Here is a 20,067-nt window from a genome sequence, read left to right as displayed (position 1 = left end):
GCAAGGTTGAGTTACAATTTCCGCGGGCATGGTGTTCTTCGTCTCCTTCCTAATTGATCGTGGTGGGAGAAAGATACCATGCCTTCTTGGTTCCAGACTACTCAACCTGCCCGCTTGCAACTTTGCGCTGTAATACTAATCCCTAACCCCTAATCCCTAACCCCTAACCCCTAACCCCTAACCCCTAACCCCTAACCCCTAACCCCTAATCCCTAATCCCTAACCCCTAACCCCTAACCCCTAACCCCTAACCCCTAACCCCTAACCCCTAACCCCTAACCCCTAACCCCTAACCCCTAACCCCTGCCACTCACAGCGTGCTATAATACCCATCAGCGATTTCGACACGAAAGGTTCTTCCATGGCATCACAATCACGCTCACAACGTCGTCGCCAGCAGCAGCGCGCCCAGGGGCGGCAGCGCCCCGCAGCCCCTGCGTCGGGACGACCGGTTGATAAACGTCCGCTGCCGCCAAAGGCGAATCTTGCCGCTCCCGCCGATGCCACGGCGCCAGCGGAGGATGCAGCGGCGGGTCTCGCAACGTCAGTGACACCGGAAGAGGTGGAGTTGCCCGCATCTCCGGCGATTGGCCCGCATTCCCACAGCGCCGGTCGCGTTCTACCGGAGCGTGAGGCGCCCGGTGTCTCGTCGCGCCGACAGCGGCGGCAGGTGCGTCCCGTCGCCGAGCCGGTCGATTACACGCTCGATTATGACGTTGCGCGTCACGATCTGCGCCGAATTGCCATCCTTGCCACGCTTTTGATCGCCGCGATGGTTGCATTGCGCGTCTCCGGCGTACTGTAATTGAGACGAGGCGCTGTGACGTCTGAGCGGGTTCAGAGTAAGGCGGCGCGGTTACGCCGGATCGAACATCTGCTCTACAACGCCCCCGGCGGTCTGCGCGTTGTCGATCTTGCCGAGCGCTGCGGCGTTGATCGCCGCACGATCTACCGCGACCTCGCGGCGCTCGAAGAGATGGGCGCACCGGTCTGGCAGCGCAACGGGCGCTACGGCATCGAGCGCGACTCGTACCTTTCGACGGTGCGCCTGAACCTCAACGAGGCAGTGGCGCTCTTCTTCGCAGCGCGGCTGCTTGCGCACCATAGCGATGAAAACAACCCGCACGTCGTTTCAGCGCTGCAAAAACTGGCTGCAAGCCTTCCCGACGCCACGGTATCCTCACATATCGCCCGCGTCGCCGATCTCATTCGCAAACGGTCGCGCCGAACGGACTATATCCGGGTGCTCGAAACGATCACCCGCGCCTGGGCGGACCGGCAGTGTGTTGCGATTGACTATCGCGCCGCGAGCGGCGATGTGACGCAACGGGTTATCGAACCATACGTGCTGGAAGTGGCGCGGAGCGAGCCGGCATCCTACGTGGTCGCGCACGACCGGCTGCGCGGTGCGTTACGCACTTTCAAACTCGAACGCATTGCGCAGGCGACGATGCTCGACGAGACCTATGCCATTCCCGCCGATTTCGACCCCTATATGCATTTTGGCGCTGCCTGGGGCGTGATGAACGAGACCGAGGTGGAAGTGCGACTGCGTTTCACCGGCGATGCTGCGCGACGGGTGCGAGAAAGCGTCTGGCATCATAGCCAACAAATAATCGAGCGCGCCGACGGTGGATGCGACGTTATCCTGCGGGTTGGCGGGGTGCGCGAGATCCGTTCGTGGGTGTTGAGTTGGGGGGCGGATGTCGAAGTACTGGCGCCTGACGCGCTGCGCGACGATGTTCGAGAACATGCGCGGCGCATGGCAGCAATGTACGAAGAACCAGGAACCGAGAACTAATAGGAAGATCAATCTCCATCGGGATAAACACGCTTGCACCTGTGAAGCGGTCGGCGTTGGCGGAGCCTGTGCACCGCGCCTGCGGCGGGGAGACCGAGGGGGAGCGGCATCCCTGTGAGCGGTCGGCGTGGGCAGAGCCTATGCACCGCGCCTTCGACGGGGAGACCGGGGAGGCGCGTCATCCTTGTGAAGCGGTCGGCGTTGGCTGAGCCTGTCGAAGCCAACGCCGACCACGAGATTGTCTCATGTTCGGTTGATCTTCCTGTAAGAACCGGGCTAAATCTCGGTCAATCAGGCAAGATGTTCAGGCGCCCGGTTCGTGTGGATCAACAAACAGCCTGCATCGGCGATATTGCACAAACAACCGCTTATTGGAATTAGTTCTCAGTTCCCTCAAGCGTCCTCGCCGTAGATTTCCTTCAGCAGGCTGCGCTTCTTTGGCTCCGGCTTGTCACGCTCGGCGCGGCGGCGCGCAATTTCTGCTTGCTGGTCCTGGCTGGTGCGCAGGCGGCGCATAAAGCGATCCACCTGCCCGGCGGTGTCGACGATGCGCTGCTCGCCGGTGTAGAACGGATGGCAGTGGGAGCAGACGTCGACGCGCAGGTTTTCGCGCGTGCTGATCACAGGCCAGATTGATCCGCACGTTGAACAGACCACCTGCGTATTGTAATTTTTTGGATGAATGCCCTTCTTCACGGAAACGCTCCTACTCTGCCGCGTAGACGCTGACGCGCTTCTGGTTGCGCGAATGCTGCTCGAAGGTGACAACGCCTTCAATCAACGAATAAATGGTATAATCGCGTCCCAGCCCCACATTAGCGCCGGGCTTGAACTTCGTACCACGCTGGCGCACGATGATCATCCCTGGCTTGACGCGCTCGCCACCAAAGCGCTTGACCCCCAACATCTTCGGGTTGCTGTCGCGACCGTTGCGCGAACTTCCAACACCTTTTTTATGCGCCATCGGTTTCTCCTTCCGGTGTACTCGTCACATTCTGCTCATCGGCGCCGACAACGATTTTGTTGATCGACACGCGGGTATATTCCTGCCGATGACCGGTGCGGCGGCGATAGCGTTTCTTGTTTTTGTACCGAAACACAACGATCTTGTCGCCTTTTTCCTCGCCCAGGATCGTCGCCAGCACTTTTGCGCCATCTACCGTCGGTGTGCCGACGAGCGGCGTCTCACCGCCGATCAACAACACTTCGCCGAGTTCGATTTCGCTCCCTGGTTCGGCATCGAGCAGCGCAATATTCAGCGTCTGCCCTTCCTCAACGCGGTACTGCATCCCGCGGTCGCGCACAATAGCGTACACTGCTCTGCTCCTCAACCCTGCGGGCGCGAGCGTGTGCGCCCGATGTCACAGACAAGAAGAAGAGAGTGGTGAATCCACTCTCTCGCTCTCACTCGCAGCATTATACCAGACCGGAAGAGCGGCGTCAAACGTTGAAACGCGCCTGACACTTGCCTCAGCGAGGGCTTCAGCCCGCAGCGCCCCGGCAGTATGGTACGAATGACCGCTCCTGAGTATTACTCAGGAGCGCCAATCAGATCCTGATAGAGCGCAATCGCCTCGCGCGGGGTGCGCACGGTGGGCACGTCATCGAATGAGACGCCGGAAGTCACCAGTGTGTGCGCCAGTTCCGCCGAGATGCCGCTGATCGCCACCTGACACCCGATCAGGCGCAGCGCCTGGACAGCGCGACCCAACAGCGCAGCGGCGCGTTCATCAACGTTCGATGCGCCGGCGATGTCGATGACCACCAGGCGCGCGCGTTGCGCGCTGGCGACCTCTAATAGACGCCCCACAAACGACTCGGCCCGCCGGTCATCGATGGGTCCGACAATCGGCGCCAGCAACACCCCCTCCGCCAGCATAATTGCCGGCGTCTCCAGTTGTGCCACCAGGTCGAGCAGCTGTTGTTGACGGCGATTCTGCTCCTGCAACGTCCGTGTCTGCTCCTCCAGGGTTTTTGCCTGCGCGTCGGCGCGGGCGCGCGCCTCCTCGGCGCGCCGCGCATTCGTGGTAGCATTGCGGACCGCCGTGTCGGCGATGATCCGGCTGAGCGCCATGCTCAGCACGATGAACACCAGAATCGTGATGGTGCGCAAGTCGCCGGTGTATGCGGTGATGTACCCCGCTTCCGGTCCGGCGCGCACGGTCAGGATGGCGAGCAAGCCGAACATGCTGATTAGAATCCAGCGCGGTCCGCCGAGGATCTGCGCCAGCGCCATTGGCGTCAGGACGATCAGACCCTGGTATGGGCGCATCAGCGAGTCGGGCGTGCCGATGCCGACGGCAATGGTCACAATAATGACGTCAACAATGCCTGCCTGCTCCCAGCCGCGCAGGTATGCCCACAACAGACCGGCGATGATAAACGTTGTGACGATGCCAAGCGGAACGATAATATCATTGATGTCCTGGATCGCCTGCCCGATCACCAGCAGAATGGTGCCAATCAGTTGCAACGCCAGCAGTGCGATGACAACCTGTCGCTGTGTCATGAGATTTCTCGCAGGAATAAGGTATATCGTTAGGAGCATTGGGTGGGCGAAGGCATTGCCTTCGTCCGCTTCACGTTCCACCTTCGATCAAGCCTGCACGACCGGCAATCGCATCAGGTCATACGCATCGTAGATCTGCGAATGACGCTCTTGCAGGCGTTCCTCAAATGCATCCATACCGGCGGTACGGATGAAGCGCGCTTCCGAGCGGTAGATCGGCAGCACCCACAAGACCTGGATCAACAACTCTGGACGATCGATCTCGCCCCATGGATTGCTCTCGTACAATCGACCATCGTCCAGGTAGGGGTAGGTGAAATAGAGATATTCCATTGGAGAGCCAGGAGCGACCGGTTCACCAACCGGCATGACATACCCTGGTCCGATTTCGATATTGTGCACAAAGGGATACTCGGCGACGAGCGCCAGCAGTTCAGCCGTCTGTTGTTCATTCGCCCGCGCCGCATGCATGACGTACTCGTAACGCACGCCGCGTTCATCGCCAAAACTGGCGCTGCTGAAGGGGATGATGCGATAACTGGCGCCAAGGGTGCAGAGGGTGGTATAGAGCGGGTTGGTCTGGTACGCCAGCACGGCGAAATGCGGTGAGACGAACGTTTCCACCGGCGCTGTGCCTTCTTTGAAGACCGGACGCGCAATGAAGGACGGCAGACCTTTCCAGTGCAGGTAGCGGTCGAAGACCAGCGCTGTCGGATCGCCATCACGGACGTAGGCGGCATCGAGCGCCGTGCGGAACTGAGCGGGATCGAACGTCATGTCAGGATCAGTCCATCGCGAGCTGGCACATACGCATGAATTGTACCATGAACAATAACAATGGAATCGCGGTAGTTCCCGTATCGGGCGATCATCTCACGACCGTCGGGCATGAGATTTGCAACCGGAATGGCGACCTGTCGCGCTTGCTCGTCGTTGTTGACCGCCACAATGACGATCTGGTCGTTCAGGATGCGCGCAAAGGCGAATACCGCGTCGTCGGCGTAGAGCGGGTGGAATGCGCCGGTGCGCAGCGCCGGGAGCGACCGGCGCAGAGCGATCAACTGCTTGTGGTATGCCAGCGCCTCCGTGTCCCATGTTTCCGGTCGATCCCACGGCATGGTGCGGCGCGCGTCGGGATCGACGCCGCCGGGCAGCCCGATTTCATCGCCGTAGAACACCGATGGCGCGCCGGGGAATGTCATGAGCAGGATCGTGGCCAGGCGCACACTGCTGCGGTCACCGCGCGCAATCGTCAGCAGGCGCGCCGTGTCGTGGCTGTCGAACAGGTTCAACTGGGTCAACTGAATCTCCCAGTCGTGCAGGGTGAGCACATTGTCGATCAGCCGCGCGTACTCGGCAGCCGTGAGCGGCGGCGAGGTGACATAATCTCTGCCCGCGACCTGTGCCGGATCAACCCGTGGACCGGCGACGTAGGCAATCGTTGGTCCGGCGAACAGATAGTTCATGACGCCGTCGAACTGATCGCCCTGGAGCCACTGACGCGCATCGCGCCACACTTCGCCGACGATGTAGGCGTCGGGGTTGATCGCCTTCACGCGCTGGCGAAACTCCTGCCAGAACCCTTCGGTGCTGATCTCGAACGGCACGTCGAGGCGCCATCCGTCGATACCCTGGCGGATCCAGTGTTCGGCGACGCGCATCAGAAACTCGCGCACCTGTGGGTTGTCGGTGTTGAACTTTGGCAGCGCGCGGTTGTTGAACCAGCCGCGATAGTTTGCCGGGCGCGAGCCGTCGTAGGGGTTGAGGGGCCACCCTTCGATAAAGAACCAGTCCAGGTAGGCGGAGTGTGGTCCGTTTTCGAGAATATCATGGAACTGGAAGAAGCCGCGGCTGGCGTGGTTGAACACGCCATCGAGCACAACCCGGATCCCGCGCCGGTGGCATGCTTCTAACAGTTCGTGAAACGCCTCGTTCCCGCCGAGCATCGGATCGACCTGATAGTAGTCGTGGGTGTGGTAGCGATGATTCGAGGCGGATTGGAAGATCGGCGTGAAGTAGATCGCCGTAATTCCCAGGTCCTGCAAGTAGTCCAGTCGCTCGACTACTCCCAGAAGATCGCCCCCTTTGTACCCTTCCGGCGTGGGCAGGCTATCCCAGGGCTGGAGGTTGTTTGGTTTGGCAACCCGATCACTTTTGGCGAAACGGTCGGGAAAAATCTGGTAAAACACCGCGTGCTTGACCCAGTCGGGCGTATGGATGGTCATAGTTCTGGCATTCATTCAATGGATCGCAGGCGAGTGACAAAAGCGGCGTGTTCTGCGGCGGCGATCCCCTGCTGCAGAACCGCGAGCGCGCGGGCCATGTCGTCGCACACCAGCGCAGACAGGTCGAGCCAGAGTCCCGGAAAGACACGGCTGCGCGTGATGGCGTCTGGGTCCGCAGAGAGAGGGCGATAGTCGCCGGCGTCGAGCGCAAACCAGGCGATCCGCTGCTCGAAGACCAGCCACACCAGGTATTCCTGCACCCCACTGCGACGATAAACCTGCAGTTTGTCGTGCATATCCTGGGCGGCGCTGCTACCGGCGATTTCAGCCACGAACTCCGGCGGTCCCTGAACATACCCGTCTGCGTCGATCATCGAGGCGCCGCGCTCGATGCGGAGCAATCCATCGGGTTGCAGTTCGTTCGCCCAATCGAGCCGCACCGTCGCGTTGTCGCCGACCCGAACTCCCGGTGTTGCTGCCGCGTAGACGCCGAGTAGTGTGATGATGCGGCTGTGCGGTTCGCCGTGGGTTGTAAAACGAACGGGTGATGCCACGTAGACCACTCCTTCGATCAGTTCGGCTTTTGTACCGTGTGGCATGGCCGCGTAGCGCCGCTCAAACTCGTCGCGTGTCAATCGGTCGCCGCTTTCGAGGTAGGGGATTGCTGGCATTGTCATCGTCACTGCTTCACCTCCCGCCGTCGTTCAACCATTCCTGCCGGTAATCGCGCCCGACAATGACGACAATATCGACATTATACCCCGGCGGCGGCGCATCGGGCGGGGCAGGCGCCAGAACGTAGCGCGCATTGACGCCCAGCGCCTCTGCCAGCAAACGGCGCGTTTCGGGGCGTCCGGTATAGTCGATGATCAGGGTGTGCTCATATATGCGGGTTACGGTTTCCGGGTCGGCGAGGGTGAACCCGCGTTTGGCGAGGAAGGCGCTGACGCGCCCGGCGATCCCCTCGACGCGCGCGCCGTTGAGCACCTGGACAACCGTGCCCGGCTCGACGACCGAGGGAAGGAGGGTCGGCGTCGGCAGCAGCGGATCGACCGTTGGCGCGTCGAATGCAGCGATCAGCGTCGGCAGACTTGCCGGCGACGGCGCGGCGTTCAGGTCCGGTCCAGCCTGCCAGCGCGCCACCAGCGCGGCAATGTCGTTCGGGTTCCAGTAGATGTCCGAGCCATCTTCTCGATCGATCGCCACATCGTTCGGGTTGATCGATAGTTGCAGAATCCGACTGCTGTCCAGATCACGCGCCAGTGCCGCGAGTTCCGCCATTGCGCGCAGGTCGGAGACCGGCAGCGTTGTGCGCACGTGCTGGGTGACGACCTCGATCCAGCGTGGCAGAAGCGCCGTATTTGCCAGCAAGCCGCGGGCGCGCACCTGGTCGAAGAGCGCCCGCAGCACCTGCTGCTGGCGTTTGCCCCGGTCGAAATCGCTGCTGCCGTGGCGCGTGCGGGCGTAGATCAACGCCGTGCGCCCGTCGAGCACCTGTAACCCTGCCGGAATATAGATCCGCTCGACGCCATAGTTTTCGGTCGGATATTCTGCATCGAGGATGGGGGAAGGCACATCGATCAGCACCCCGCCGACCGAATCGACGAGTTGCTCGAAGCCGCGAAAATCGACCTGTGCAATGTAATCGACGGGAACGCCGAGGAACTGTTCAACCGCTTCCGCTGCGAGCGCGCCGCCGGCTGCCGAAGGTTCCGTGCCCGCGCCGTAGAGTGTTGCAGCATTGGCATACCCGTATCCATAGGCCGTGTTGATCTTTGCCCAGCCGAGGCGTGGAATGGGCGCGACCGAGTCGCGCGGGATCGAGAGCATGCTGGCGGTGCGCGCCTGCGGATCGACGCGCACGAGAATCAGCGTATCGCTGCGCACCCCTTCGTCCGGCGCGGTGCGGCGGTCAACGCCGAGCAGGAGCACAGTGAATGGTCGAGTGAGCAGATCGCTCGATGACTGTTGCGCCGCAGGCGCTGGCGAGGGGGTGAGCGCAGCGGGAGATGACGGGACGGCAGATGCCGGCGTTGGCGGTGTGGCAGGCGAGGGTGCCGTACCCGTCACTCGCTGACGCGGATCTTCCTGTTCGAGTTCTGACAGCGTTTGCCCGGTGCGTCGCAGCGCCATCACTCCGACGGTCAACAACGCAAGCGCCGCAAGTGCGATGAGCGCCAGCACAAACGTAGACCATGAATGTGTGCGGCGTGCGCGCCGTCGTGCCGCGATGCGCTCACGCGCCGTTGCGCCACGAATAGAACGCCCGCGATGATCGTCCGCCAATACTGTTCCTCGAACAGACTTGTGATGACCCAACGGCTCCGATTATATCCGTAGAGACGTTGTGCTGCAACGTCTCTCCCGCCCATCCATCCGCATCAAAAATATTTGACAGATGATACATGCATCGTGTATCCTATAAGTACGGTCATTATACATTACGAATGCACGAAATAGCGTTCGTTATTAAGGGTTTATCAAGCGTGACGCTCAATTTACAGAATACGAGCAACAATCGCAACCGGCATCCCCAATCGATGCCGGCGAATGCGGGTTTAGTTCGTATTCGATATATCAGGCGATGCGTCGCGCCCTCCTCGCGGGTGGTGCTCGCTGCGAGCGCTGCAGATGTCATAGGCGCTCAAGCGTAGGGTCGTCCCCCTTCGCCAGAGCGCAACAGGTCGGAGCAGGCTTTGCAGCTTCTGGAAAGGGGGAATGGCTTGGGGCAACGAGTTCTCGTTCTCAACGCAAGCTACGAGCCGCTGCAATTCATCTCTGTGCGTCGCGCAATTGTTCTCCTGCTGCAAGATAAGGCTGAACTGGTCGAAGCGGCCGAGCAACGCCTTCGCGCGCGTGGCATTTCTTTCGAGGTGCCGCTGGTCATCCGGCTGGTGCGCTATATCCGCATCCCGCGCCGCATGCGCCTCCCATGTTCGCGCCGCAGCATCCTGATGCGCGACCGTGAGACGTGTCAGTACTGCGGCGCCCAACCGGGTCGCGCCCATCTCACCGTCGATCATGTGATCCCGCGATCACGCGGCGGCGAGACGACCTGGGAGAATGTTGTGACCGCCTGCCGCGATTGCAACCACCGCAAAGGCGGGCGAACCCCGGAAGAAGCCGGCATGACGCTGCTGACCATCCCCCGTCAGCCGCAGTATGTGGCGTTCGCGCTCCTGGGCGAACTCGAACGTCACGATGTATGGCGCAAATACGCATATATCTGAGCCGCAATGAAGCGCGTGCGCTACACGTGGCAGAGTCGCTCTGCTGCGTGTGGCACGCCGACCGCTGGCGTCTTCCGAGCGGAGGCGGAAGACCTGTTCCCCTGCGCTGCCTGCTCTGGGTTCCTTCCCTTGCCCGCGTTTCGTTATCAGGACGCTATTGACAATGTGTGTGCGCTCGCGCCGAGAAGCGCCTCTCTGCTCCGACAAAGCTGCCAGTGAGTGCGCCTGCGCTCGGTAGCGGAGGAACTTCAGTGTCCTTCGTTCAATCCGCCCGATAGTTCGCTGTCGAGCAGAGTCCGCAAGGACCGAGTCAGGAGTGTGTTCTCTCTGTACCGGGACGCGCTCCACAGATGGTGAACGATGAGAAGAAGAGAAGGAGATAGTATGCTTCGCCGTGCACTGCTTGTGCTCAGTCTGATCGGCGTGCTCGTTCCGTTGACTACGCTGGCTGGCTGGATGCCGGTTGGTCCGAATATGCAGGTCACCGATGCCGGACTGGGAGAGTCCAATGATGCCAGACAACCGGATGTCGCCATTCGGGACGGCAAACTCTAGGCCGCCTGGCTCGACACGCGCCAGGGCAGCATCACCCAACCGACCATCTATTTCGCGCGGTCTGACGATGACGGCGCGAGCTGGAGCGCCAACACGCGCGCGAGTTCGCTCGCGTTCAACGGCTTTATACAGCGCCCGGTCATCAGCGTCGCTCCCGATGGCAGCATCTGGATCGCCTGGTGGATGGAGCGCTGTTTTGCTATCGATGGCGCATGTGGCGGGCAGGATCGCTCCAACGATGTGATGCTCGCGCTCTCGACCGATGGCGGTCAGAGTTTCGCGGAGTACTTCATCGATGGAAGTGATGAGCCAGAAATCAATGGCTACCCGGAGATTGCAACAACAGGTGAGCGTACACTGCTCCTCAACTATGACGTGGTTGATCGTGACAGCGTCAATGTCTTGCTGGACATCATAACGCGCACCGGGTCGGGCAGAATTGATATTCGCACCGTGCAGGTCAGCGAGGGACTCGGTAATGGCCGGATAACAGACCCTGGCGCTCTCGGGAAGGGTCCGCGTATGGCGTTGACCGTGCGCGATGGGACGGTCTGCGCTGCCTGGGAGGACCGTCGCGCGCGGTTTGCGATCTTTGGCGCCTGCTCAATCGACGGCGGACAGACCTTTGGCCCGAATGTCCAGATTTCAGGGAGCGACAGCTTCGCCCCGCGCCTGGCGTTTGGACCGGATGGTACGCTCTACGCTGCGTACCAGCGAGCGAACAACAAGGAAATCCTGCTACGTCGCTCGCGCGACAACGGCGCAACCTGGGACGATCCCAATCCAGCGTTTGCCCTGGCGCAGGGCCAGGATATTCCGTCCTACGACCTGGATGTCTCGCCAGGCGGCGCGGTGCTTTTGACGTTCGTCTTGCAGATTGCGACTCAGAGCGGCACTGACCTGCTCCTGGCGACGTCGCTCGATGGCGGACGGAGTTTCGCGTTGGGGAACCCTCTGGAGGACGATCAGGGACTGTATCCCGGTGTTGCGGTGCAGAACCGTCCCAACACCGTAGTCGGCGCCGGACCGGCGGGCCAGCGCGCCTTTGTGGTTTTGGATGATAGCCGAAACGTGCGAAATCAAATCTGGTCAACGCGGGTCAATCTCGATGAGAACGCGCTAACTGCGCCGCCGAACCTGACAGCGCAACCGGGTGACACCTCGATCCTGCTCACCTGGGAACCGGCGACCGATCCGAACGGCGTCGCCGGGTATCACGTGTTGTGCGCCCTAAGCCCCGATGGTCCGTATGCGCAGATCACGCCGCGCCTGGCGACCACGAACTCCTACCGCGATGTCGGGCTTGACGCACAGCCGTACTTCTACCGGGTCTACGTCGTCGATGGCGTGGGCAATGTCGGTCCACCCTCGAATGTGGCGACAGCCGCAGCGACGATCGGAACCGATCTGCGGCAACTATCGGGAACCATCGCTTATCAGGTCGAAGGAGGGATTGCAGTACGCGCCATTGCTGGCGGCGGGCTGGGTTCAGAGCGTGTGATTGGTCCGGGTGAAGCGCCGGTGTTCAGTCATGATGGACGGCGTCTGCTCGCCTTCGTTTCACGGGATGGTCAAAACTAGGTGCTCAGTCGCCTGCCGGACGGCAGCGATCCGCGGGTGCTCTTTGTGGACAATAATCTCGCTGCAGTCCTCGATAGCACCGCTGATCCAGATACGATGGGGCTGGTATTATTTCGCGTCGTGGGCGGCGCCTTCATCTGCACGGTCTACGAGCCGGGTACGGTGCATCTGCTGGCTGCTACCACACGTTTCAGAGTTCCTTTCATTATCGCCGAAGACGTGTCTGTATCGAGCGACGGATCACTGCTGGCATACACCTATCGCGCCTGGTGTAATGGTGTTGCCCGGGGGTAACCGATACAGCCAGTCTCTGTGTGGCAGTGACGGCAAACGACGATACACGCACGTGTCTCGATAGCATCAATGCCGAAGCGAGCGATTTCGCGCCGAACAGTTCGACCCTGGTCTTCTCCGCCAATCTATCGGGGCAGCGCGAACTCTGGCGCGCCAATGTACAGCCGGACGGGAAGCTCATCAACCTGACGCAACTGACGCGCGGGCCGACCGGACAGCCGTCGCTGTCGCCAAAGGTATCGACCGATGGCAACTGGGTGATCTTCGTGCGCGACCTCGATCCGGGACCGGGCGAAAACCCGGTGCTGCACGTGGTGCGTTTGGACGGCGATGGATTGCGGGCGCTGGGGGTAGTGGGCAAGGCGCCGGCGTGGTCGGGCGGTGGTCCGGCGCCGCAGGTTGCACCGGGAGCGTACCGGGCGATGCTGCCGCTCGTAGTGCGGTGATGATCGACAGGGGAGACGTTGCATTGCAACGTCTCCCCTTCGTATTGCACGTCGCTACTGTCCGATGCGGCGGTTATCGAACGCCTGGATGGTAATCACGCTTGGGCGCGGCAGACCCTGGCGGTCGGGCCAGGTGCTGATCGGATTGGCGAGCGTGCTGCCCTCACCCGGATGCTGGATCGCCAGGAAGAGCGTCCGGTTGTCGGGAGTGAACTCAGGACCGCACACCTCGCTGCCTGCCACCGACGAGAAGAACTGCTGCACATGCCCGCGCTCCGAACCGGCGACCGGGATGGCGAACAAACCATCGTTCAGTTTGATGGCGCTGGCGGCGCCGTCGGTTGCGACCCAGGCGTTGCCAGCCAGGTCGAAGACGATGTTGTCGGGTGCGCCGATTGGGCTGACCTTGCTCTTGTCGTAGCCGGCGAAGAAGGTCGACTCGTCGGTCGGCAGCCCCGCCAGGATGAAGATGTTCCAGGTGAAGCGGGTTGCAGCGTGGTTGTTACCGTCCTCCGTCAGTTCGATGATATGACCGGCGCGGTTGTTGGCGCGTGGGTTGGCAGCATCAACCGGCGGTCCGTCGCCGACGCCGCGCTGGCTATTGTTCGTCAGAATGATGTAGACCTTCTTGTTGACCGGGTTGGTCTCGATGTCCTCCGGTCGGTCCATCTTCGTCGCGCCGAGTGCATCGGCAGCGTTGCGCGTCTTGATCAGCACGTCACCCTGCGACATGAAGCCATTGCCCTCGTTCAGCGGACCGAAGCCGTGCTTCAGCGGCAGCCACTCGCCGGTGCCGTCCGCATTGAAGCGCGCGACATACAGCGTCCCATCGTCGAGCAGGTTGAAGTTCGCTTCTCGGTTGCGCGGATTGTAGCGCCCGTTCGAGACGAACTTGTAGACATACTCGCCGCGCGCGTCGTCGCCAGAGTACGCAACCACCTGACCGGACGGCGCGATCACGATCGTTGCCGCCTCGTGGCGGAAGCGCCCCAGTGCCGTGCGCTTTACCGGCACAGAATTGGGGTTGTACGGGTCGAACTCGACAATCCAGCCGAAGCGGAAGCCCTCGTTTGGATCTTTGGCGACATCGAAGCGATCATAGAAGTTTTCCCACCTGCGCTCGGAGGCGCCGCTCGGCATGCCGTAGCGCGCGTGAATGGCCTTGCGATAGTCGCCGTTTGGCATTGCCTTGAGGTTGGCGAAGTACTGATGGAAGTTCTCTTCCGCTGTCAGCACCGTGCCCCATGGCGTTTTGCCGCCGCCGCAGTTGTTGAGCGTTCCGAGGACGTTGCGCCCGGTCGGATCGGCGCTGGTCTTCATCCACTCGTGATCGGCGGCGGGACCGCTGATGGTCATCGGCGTGTAACCCGTCAGGCGCCGATTGTACGGCGAATTGCGCACCACATTCCAGCGTCCGTCGCGCCCGCGAGCGATTTCGATGACCGACACGCCGTGCGCGGCAAGCGCGACATCGACCTGCGTTTTCGTCGGGTTGGGGTTGTCGACGTCATAACCGGGGAACATCAACTCTTCATTGGTGTACTCATGGTTGACCACGAGCAGCCCGCGCGTCGAGTTGTTCGAGGTGTACGATGGCAGCGGGAAGTAGCCGACGTAGTCGCAGTTGTAACCGAACTGCTTCTCCTGCTTCTCCTTCGTTTGCGTCCAGACATCGAATTCCGGCGCGTCGGCGAATATCGGCTCGCCCCAGCGGATAAGCGTTGCCGCATAGTAGCCGTCGGGCACAACAATCTCGTCCACCTCTGGCTTAGTTGGCGACACCTTGCCGAATTTTGGCGGCAGCGGCGCCGGGCGCGTCTGGGCTGCGGCGACATCGACATTCATTGCAGTCGCTGCAACGACCAGACCGGATGTTACTGCTGCGGCTTTGAGAAAGTTACGGCGGCTCAGGTGCTCTTCAAGGATGTTCTCAAAATCCCGGCCTTTCCCCTCGACTGATCGGACGATCAGTTTGTCCTGTTCGTCGCGTCCACCCATCGTGATCTCTCCTTCTAGAGTCCGCTTTCAGCAATATGCTCCAGGGACGACCCATGGTGCACCGGATTTGTTCCCGATATGTTTGTATGTCGCACAGTTCCTGGAGCGGTTATGATTCTAGTGCCGGAAGCAGGGGAATGCAACGCGACAGACATTAAGTTTTGGTAAGGATCTTGTTATATGTAGTTAACAAAAGTGGGCGCTTTTCTCATAGAGCGGACAACCACAACCTAGACAAGCAAGGACCTGGAGCGGCTGACGTTGGCTGAGCCTGTCGAAGCCAACGTCAGCCACAGGACGGTCAATCCCAGCAAGTATTGTGCAACACCCAGTTGATCGTTCTATCAGAGCCTATCCAGAAGAGATCGCTTGATAGGCGAGGCGTTGCTCAGCCGCACATCACGCAGCGATTGCTGGGACAGGCTCTTGAGGTCCTCATTACCGGCGAGGTTCTGTGCTTGTAGGCGCCTGCTGTTCCTCGATCCGCCGCCGCGCGGCGCGTTCGTGGTCTGCCAGAACGATCAGACTATCGATCAGGCGTGTGAGGGTGGCGTGAACTGCGTTAATCTGGCGGATTTCCGGTTCGAGCAGCCACCAGGCGATGCGACGCCGCAGGCGGTCGAGCAGTCCATGCACAGGCGGCGGTTGCACTTCCCAGCATGCATGGAGCGCCGCGAGTTGCTCGGCCAGGTATGGGTCGCCCTGTGCGACATCGGTAAGCAAGGGCAGGTCGGCTACGGCCCGTCGACGTTCGCGCAGCGCGCGTTCGATCTGCGCCGCCAACGGTTCATCGTCGGCGCCAGGGGTCGCCAGGAAGAGCGGCGAGTCGGTCCTGGATGCGTGGGTCTCGTCGTGCATGTGTCTCCTCACAAACAGGAGTTACGCGGTTACGTCACGGACGAGCCGCGTGACGGCTCTTTGTGCCTTCGGCAGAGCGGTACGTACCTTCTTTTGTGGTGGGTGCGGCGGCTTAGCCGCCGCACCCACCACATCGATTCGGGATCGTCTGTGATGGCGACAGCCGATAGACGGTCATCTCATCATCTTCATACACCTGTATGAGTTCTGGTTGTTGCGCAATGCGATTGCGCCATCCGGGCCACTCGCGGTCCATGGCAGCGCGATCCACCAGAATGTACTTGCCCCCCAGACGCCGGATGGTCGTCAGGGTGCGTTCTGAAGGAAACTCGCGCAACCACGCCATGTCAGCGGTTGCGCCGGCTGGCTCGAAGGTGCCATAGCCCGTCAGGCTGGGACGTTTCGCAAAAAGAGCATAGTACTCGATCGCGCCGGAGAAGGTGTCGGGAACTTCCAGCGTCGCGCCGGACCCCGGCTGATCCGCCAGCCAGCGATCAACTGGCCGTGGTGCAGTCGATGCGCTCCAGGGCACGGCGTGCGCCACTTCCAGCAGAACGCCGCAGACTGCAATCACTCCCAGCGCCTGCCACGCCCGACGCCACTGCGTAAAACCGGTCAGACTGAGGGCTGCCAGCAGACCGACGCATATCTGGACGTAGAATGCCATGCGCGACCAGGCGCGAATGCTGCGCAGCACTGGCACATGCTCGTATGCCAGGAGCGCCGGAAGCGGAATGCTCCAATCGCCAACGCGCAATTCCGGTCCCAGGCTCAGAATGAAGCACACCAACCCGATGATGAGCAACGTCCACGCAATCGCGCTCCGCCGCCAGCGCCACATACCCACACCCGCCAGCGCGAGAAGCGCCAAACCCGGCGCCACGAGTCGTGCACCTGCGGTATCGGGGGCAACCTGCGCTGCCCACGCGCCCCAGAGTGCGTGGTAGCGACTCGGGGTCAGATAGTCGAGCGGGTGCGCCGAAAGCTGAAGCAGCGAGGCATAGTCGTGGCGCGTTTCGCCGCCGCGCAGCGTTTGCAGCGTCGGATGGGCGTAGGGTGCAAGGAGTGCCAGCGCGACAAGCATCCCTATCAGCGCTGCGGGCCACGCCGATAGCAAAGCGCGCGTTTGCCTCTGCGGATGGCGCATCAGCAGCCATAATGCCAGCACCAGCCATAATGTCGGGCCATAGTACCACGACGACCAAGCCGCCAGCGCGACTCCCAGCCCGGTGAGCAGAGCATCGTGAGCGCGTCGCCAGCGAATGAACCCTTCCAGCCCATAGAGTGCAAGGACAACCCACTGTGTGCCGGCCATGTTCATCTGCCCCAGCGTGTGCTGGTAGCGCCAGAGGCAGAAACCAACGCCAATGCCTGCTGCGAATGCGCCAAGGCGGCCTGCGCCCAGGCGTTGCGCCAGCAATGCAGTAAGAAGCGCCGTCAGTACGAACGACGCAGCAATCAGGAGATTGTACGTCAGCGTCGGTCCTGCAAGCCATGTGAACGGTAGAGCCAGCAGTGTATGTGCTGGGGTCAATTCAGAGTATGCCAGTTCGTATCCGTTTGGATAGAAGAGGTGCGGTACGAAGGTTGGCGAACGTCGTTCGGCGAGTGCGCCGGCAAACCACTGAAGTTTCCAGACATACTCGAGATTATCGCCGGGAGGTCCGGGAATGAACCGCGAAGGATCGGGAAGGAGCGGGGCAAGGAGCAGGACGGTCAGCACTGTAGCAACGCCCGTGATGAGAAGGAGAAAGGTTGAGTGTTGAACGTTGAACGTTGGATCGTCTTTGTGGTCTTTTCGGTGTGCGATGATCAGCGTGATGCAACTGAACACGGTTGCCAGCCCCAGGGTCAGCAGCAACGCTTCCCAGCGTTGGGTGAAGCGCAGATCGGAATGGCGCATGCTCAGGCTGATCAGGGCGAACAGGGCGACGACCACCCAACGCAGTGCGCCGATGCCGGACAGTCGGAGAGCAACCAGAAGCGACAATGCCGCACCGGTGACTGCTATCGTCTGCACCGGCGCCAGCCAGGACGGCTCACTGAGCGCTGCAAACGTTACGGTAAACGCCGCCACCCCCAGATCGCGCCGGTCGCCTGGCAGACGTGATGTGGTTGTGTGCAGCGTGATTGTATTGCCGGTTGACTGAATCAGCGCGCGCGGCGCCAGCAGGCGATAGATGCGAGGCGTAAAGGTGACCGGGAGGGTTGCCAGACGTGCGGCATTCAGTTCAATATCAACCGCTTGCGGCGCAGTCGCTGATGCTCCCGGCGGCGCGGCAAGCCGTAACGCCAGGATATGATCAGCCAGCCCTTGCGTTGACAGCCGGATCGTGGCTTCCGCCATTGTCCAGCGGAACGGACGTCCTTCCGTCTCGCTGAACTCCGCTTCGTGAAACCCGGTGACAATGCCGCGATCGCTCGCCCCGATTACGATCCGCTGCTGCGTTTCCAGCGGGCGAACCAGCAATGCCGCCGATGTAAGCGCAACGGCGATGATCATCATGGTATCAAGGATGATGCTGAAACGTAGAGATCGGTTCATTGCCTGGTCATCTCACTCGCCTGCGCTGCGAGGTGTTCAGCGGCATCCATTCGTGCGCGCCAACCGTTCCTGATGTGCATGCGAGTGCGTTGTTCAGCGATCACTCGTCATTCGTTATGTGGGTGACACGCCGCATCCTGCCGCCTGCCAAAGCAGAAGTTCGGCAGAGGTGTATCGGTGCGTTTCATGAGTATGAGAGCGCCAGCGTGCATCACCGGAGTGAACAATCCGCGTCGTTCCAGTTCGCGCAGCCATGCTTGCTCACGATTCGCGGCAGCCCTCCCCGTGCCATGCATGTCATGAACAATACATTCGGCGGGTGGCGGTTGCGGCGCGCCGGCAGGATGAACATCGTTGACGCGAACGAAGGGATTGGGAACCGCAAACGTCTGTCTGCAATGCGGGCTAATGGGCTTTGAAAAATTATTCCGCTATCCGCTCGCCCGCCCGGCGGCTGAAGCCGCGGGCTCCTGCTGCGAAGCCCGCCTTCGCGGGCTCCATTGGGCGATACCGGATTATTTTCTCAAACGCCATAAGCCCTCGCTCAGGACGTGGAAGCGACAGAGAGGCTTTCACGATCTCAGCAAGGGCTTATGAGGATTAAGAAACCCATCCAATGGCGTGCGCGCCTTTCCTATTCCTGGTCGTATGCTTTGGCGTAGAGATCGATAATCTCCTGGCGGGTGGGCTTGCGCGGGTTGTTGGCCGGGCTGCCGCTGTCGATCGCAGCATCCGCCATCGATGGTGCCAGTTCGATCAGGCGTTCACGCTCGACCCCCAACTGCCTCAGCGATGGGATCTTGATGTCGCTGACCAGGCGGCGAATGGCATACACGGCGCGATCGGCGGCTTCCATGAGCGACAGACCCTGGATCGGCTCGCCCATCGCTTCGGCGATCTGCGCGTAGCGCACCGGATCGCCGATCAGACTGAACTCGGTGACGACCGCCAGCAATGCCGCGTTGGAGACGCCGTGCGCAATGTGGAAGTGCGCGCCGATCGGGCGTGACATGCCATGCACTAGTGCGACCGATGAGTTGCTGAATGCCACGCCCGCCTGAAAGGCGCCGAGCATCATCTGCTCGCGCGCTTCGATGTTGTTGCCGTTTGCCCACGCCTGGCGAATGCTCTCGGAAATCAACCGGATCGCCGACAGGCAGAAGATGTCGGTCATCGGCTGGCGCTTCACCGACACATACGCCTCGATAGCATGCACCAGCGCATCGACGCCGGTTGCCGCCGTGACGCTCTGCGGCGAGGAGACGGTCAGCATCGGATCAACGATAGCAACTGTCGGCATCAGGTAGGGGCTGCCGATCAACATCTTCACATCGGTCTTCTGGTCGGTGATCACCGTATAGACCGTCGCCTCGCTGCCGGTGCCCGCAGTTGTGGGAATGGCAACGACCGGGACGCCGGGTGCGGCAATCTTCCCGATCCCCTTGTACTGCTCAATCGAACCGGGGTTGGTCACCAGTACGGCGATGGCTTTCGCCGTATCGATCGGACTGCCGCCGCCCACCGCCACGACAAAATCACAGTTGCCCTCTCTGTATGCCTGCAACCCCTCCTGAACGTATTCCACCACCGGTTCGGTGTTGACGCCAGCGTAGATCGTGCTGGCAATGCCGCTGTCGGCCAGATACTGCTCCACCTTGCCGACCAGCCCCAGACTGAGCATAATCTTGTCGGAAACGATCAGGGCTTTCTTCCAACCGCGCTTCTGACACTGTACGCCGACCTGCTCGGCGGCGCCTGAGCCGATAAGAACCTGCGCAGGCATGAGAAACTCTCGCGGCGGCATCATAAACAGCCTCCTTCAGTCCGGCATCGCTTGCTTTTCGACCCTTCGATAGGACACAGTGTAATATAGATGAAGCAGTGCGTCAACCGCATATTTACACCCGGGCACAGTCATGATGCGTCACGCGATGCCTGTCGTTGCCGGCGAAAGCCCTCCCTGAGGACGTGCAAGCCCCTGCGGGGCTGCGATGGCGCGCGGGCGACGATCCGTTCGGGCTAATG

At 61.2% G+C, this 20,067-nt stretch carries 19 protein-coding genes; 7 read left to right on the top strand and 12 right to left on the bottom strand.

Annotated elements, in window-relative coordinates; translation table 11 throughout:
- The first annotated feature begins 361 nt into the window (after positions 1 to 361).
- Positions 362 to 805 carry a hypothetical protein gene (locus tag AC3EA7_RS13665; RefSeq protein WP_488614615.1) on the top strand — a complete coding sequence of 148 codons (444 nt, stop codon included), beginning with the start codon at positions 362 to 364 and terminating at the stop codon, positions 803 to 805.
- A 15-nt stretch (positions 806 to 820) separates the two neighbouring features.
- Complete coding sequence (locus tag AC3EA7_RS13660) at positions 821 to 1,801, top strand: helix-turn-helix transcriptional regulator (RefSeq protein ID WP_488614614.1); 981 nt, start codon at positions 821 to 823, stop codon at positions 1,799 to 1,801.
- A gap of 393 nt (positions 1,802 to 2,194) precedes the next feature.
- Here the strand turns inward: AC3EA7_RS13660 and rpmE are convergent, their stop codons facing one another.
- The 8 genes from rpmE to AC3EA7_RS13620 form a co-directional block, all read right to left on the bottom strand.
- Positions 2,195 to 2,497 carry a 50S ribosomal protein L31 gene (gene rpmE, locus AC3EA7_RS13655; RefSeq protein WP_488614613.1) on the bottom strand — a complete coding sequence of 101 codons (303 nt, stop codon included), beginning with the start codon at positions 2,495 to 2,497 and terminating at the stop codon, positions 2,195 to 2,197.
- 10 nt (positions 2,498 to 2,507) lie between these two features.
- Positions 2,508 to 2,765: a 50S ribosomal protein L27 gene (rpmA, locus tag AC3EA7_RS13650; RefSeq protein ID WP_488614612.1), complete on the bottom strand. Its 258-nt coding sequence runs from the start codon at positions 2,763 to 2,765 to the stop codon at positions 2,508 to 2,510.
- Positions 2,755 to 3,117 (bottom strand): 50S ribosomal protein L21, encoded by a 363-nt coding sequence (gene rplU / locus AC3EA7_RS13645; protein WP_488614611.1) that lies wholly within the window; start codon positions 3,115 to 3,117, stop codon positions 2,755 to 2,757. Before rplU ends, rpmA begins: the two co-directional genes overlap by 11 nt.
- A 215-nt stretch (positions 3,118 to 3,332) precedes the next feature.
- On the bottom strand, positions 3,333 to 4,310 hold the full coding sequence (locus tag AC3EA7_RS13640; RefSeq protein WP_488614610.1) for an STAS domain-containing protein: 978 nt from the start codon (positions 4,308 to 4,310) through the stop codon (positions 3,333 to 3,335).
- A gap of 87 nt (positions 4,311 to 4,397) precedes the next feature.
- Entirely contained in the window at positions 4,398 to 5,087 is a 690-nt protein-coding gene (locus AC3EA7_RS13635; protein ID WP_488614609.1) for a suppressor of fused domain protein, read from the bottom strand.
- Positions 5,084 to 6,535 (bottom strand): glycoside hydrolase family 13 protein, encoded by a 1,452-nt coding sequence (locus AC3EA7_RS13630; protein ID WP_488614608.1) that lies wholly within the window; start codon positions 6,533 to 6,535, stop codon positions 5,084 to 5,086. The genes AC3EA7_RS13635 and AC3EA7_RS13630 overlap by 4 nt, the downstream gene beginning before the upstream one ends.
- Positions 6,536 to 6,546: 11 nt before the next feature.
- Positions 6,547 to 7,212, bottom strand: a complete 666-nt coding sequence (locus AC3EA7_RS13625; RefSeq protein ID WP_488614607.1) for a Uma2 family endonuclease — start codon at positions 7,210 to 7,212, stop codon at positions 6,547 to 6,549.
- Positions 7,213 to 7,222: 10 nt separating this feature from the next.
- Positions 7,223 to 8,821 (bottom strand): LCP family protein, encoded by a 1,599-nt coding sequence (locus tag AC3EA7_RS13620; RefSeq protein WP_488614606.1) that lies wholly within the window; start codon positions 8,819 to 8,821, stop codon positions 7,223 to 7,225.
- A 437-nt stretch (positions 8,822 to 9,258) separates the two neighbouring features.
- Here AC3EA7_RS13620 and AC3EA7_RS13615 point away from each other — a divergent pair, with 437 nt between their 5' ends.
- The 5 genes from AC3EA7_RS13615 (at position 9,259) to AC3EA7_RS13595 (ending at position 12,641) form a co-directional block, all read left to right on the top strand.
- On the top strand, positions 9,259 to 9,765 hold the full coding sequence (locus AC3EA7_RS13615) for an HNH endonuclease (RefSeq protein WP_488614605.1): 507 nt from the start codon (positions 9,259 to 9,261) through the stop codon (positions 9,763 to 9,765).
- 384 nt (positions 9,766 to 10,149) lie between these two features.
- Positions 10,150 to 10,320: a hypothetical protein gene (locus AC3EA7_RS13610; RefSeq protein WP_488614604.1), complete on the top strand. Its 171-nt coding sequence runs from the start codon at positions 10,150 to 10,152 to the stop codon at positions 10,318 to 10,320.
- Between the two features lie 183 nt (positions 10,321 to 10,503).
- Positions 10,504 to 11,901 (top strand): fibronectin type III domain-containing protein, encoded by a 1,398-nt coding sequence (locus tag AC3EA7_RS13605; RefSeq protein WP_488614603.1) that lies wholly within the window; start codon positions 10,504 to 10,506, stop codon positions 11,899 to 11,901.
- Positions 11,902 to 12,195 (top strand): hypothetical protein, encoded by a 294-nt coding sequence (locus tag AC3EA7_RS13600; RefSeq protein ID WP_488614602.1) that lies wholly within the window; start codon positions 11,902 to 11,904, stop codon positions 12,193 to 12,195. It abuts the gene before it with no gap.
- Between the two features lie 20 nt (positions 12,196 to 12,215).
- On the top strand, positions 12,216 to 12,641 hold the full coding sequence (locus AC3EA7_RS13595; RefSeq protein WP_488614601.1) for a TolB family protein: 426 nt from the start codon (positions 12,216 to 12,218) through the stop codon (positions 12,639 to 12,641).
- Positions 12,642 to 12,695: 54 nt separating this feature from the next.
- Here AC3EA7_RS13595 and AC3EA7_RS13590 read toward each other — a convergent pair whose 3' ends face one another.
- The 4 genes from AC3EA7_RS13590 to AC3EA7_RS13575 all read right to left on the bottom strand — a co-directional run bounded on the left by AC3EA7_RS13590 (position 12,696) and on the right by AC3EA7_RS13575 (position 19,849).
- Complete coding sequence (locus tag AC3EA7_RS13590) at positions 12,696 to 14,639, bottom strand: PhoX family protein (RefSeq protein ID WP_488614600.1); 1,944 nt, start codon at positions 14,637 to 14,639, stop codon at positions 12,696 to 12,698.
- A 438-nt stretch (positions 14,640 to 15,077) separates the two neighbouring features.
- The gene (locus AC3EA7_RS13585) at positions 15,078 to 15,497 is read right to left on the bottom strand and encodes a hypothetical protein (RefSeq protein ID WP_488614599.1); all 420 of its coding nucleotides are present in this window, start codon (positions 15,495 to 15,497) and stop codon (positions 15,078 to 15,080) included.
- 112 nt (positions 15,498 to 15,609) lie between these two features.
- Positions 15,610 to 18,042 (bottom strand): hypothetical protein, encoded by a 2,433-nt coding sequence (locus AC3EA7_RS13580; protein ID WP_488614598.1) that lies wholly within the window; start codon positions 18,040 to 18,042, stop codon positions 15,610 to 15,612.
- Positions 18,043 to 18,676: 634 nt separating this feature from the next.
- Positions 18,677 to 19,849: an iron-containing alcohol dehydrogenase gene (locus AC3EA7_RS13575; RefSeq protein WP_488614597.1), complete on the bottom strand. Its 1,173-nt coding sequence runs from the start codon at positions 19,847 to 19,849 to the stop codon at positions 18,677 to 18,679.
- Positions 19,850 to 20,067 lie beyond the last annotated feature (218 nt).

It is taken from the genome of Roseiflexus sp. (assembly GCF_057785375.1).
Note: the sequence above shows the minus strand (reverse complement) of the source record. Positions and strands in the feature narration are given on the sequence as shown.

Coding starts and splice junctions, on each gene's coding strand:
- AC3EA7_RS13665 (WP_488614615.1), top strand. CDS start 362: ATGGCATCACAATCACGCTCACAACGTCGTCGCCAGCAGCAGCGCGCC.
- rpmA (WP_488614612.1), bottom strand. CDS start 2,765: ATGGCGCATAAAAAAGGTGTTGGAAGTTCGCGCAACGGTCGCGACAGC.
- AC3EA7_RS13640 (WP_488614610.1), bottom strand. CDS start 4,310: ATGACACAGCGACAGGTTGTCATCGCACTGCTGGCGTTGCAACTGATT.
- AC3EA7_RS13635 (WP_488614609.1), bottom strand. CDS start 5,087: ATGACGTTCGATCCCGCTCAGTTCCGCACGGCGCTCGATGCCGCCTAC.
- AC3EA7_RS13630 (WP_488614608.1), bottom strand. CDS start 6,535: ATGACCATCCATACGCCCGACTGGGTCAAGCACGCGGTGTTTTACCAG.
- AC3EA7_RS13625 (WP_488614607.1), bottom strand. CDS start 7,212: ATGACAATGCCAGCAATCCCCTACCTCGAAAGCGGCGACCGATTGACA.
- AC3EA7_RS13610 (WP_488614604.1), top strand. CDS start 10,150: ATGCTTCGCCGTGCACTGCTTGTGCTCAGTCTGATCGGCGTGCTCGTT.
- AC3EA7_RS13605 (WP_488614603.1), top strand. CDS start 10,504: ATGGAGCGCTGTTTTGCTATCGATGGCGCATGTGGCGGGCAGGATCGC.
- AC3EA7_RS13590 (WP_488614600.1), bottom strand. CDS start 14,639: ATGGGTGGACGCGACGAACAGGACAAACTGATCGTCCGATCAGTCGAG.
- AC3EA7_RS13585 (WP_488614599.1), bottom strand. CDS start 15,497: ATGCACGACGAGACCCACGCATCCAGGACCGACTCGCCGCTCTTCCTG.
- AC3EA7_RS13580 (WP_488614598.1), bottom strand. CDS start 18,042: ATGAACCGATCTCTACGTTTCAGCATCATCCTTGATACCATGATGATC.
- AC3EA7_RS13575 (WP_488614597.1), bottom strand. CDS start 19,849: ATGATGCCGCCGCGAGAGTTTCTCATGCCTGCGCAGGTTCTTATCGGC.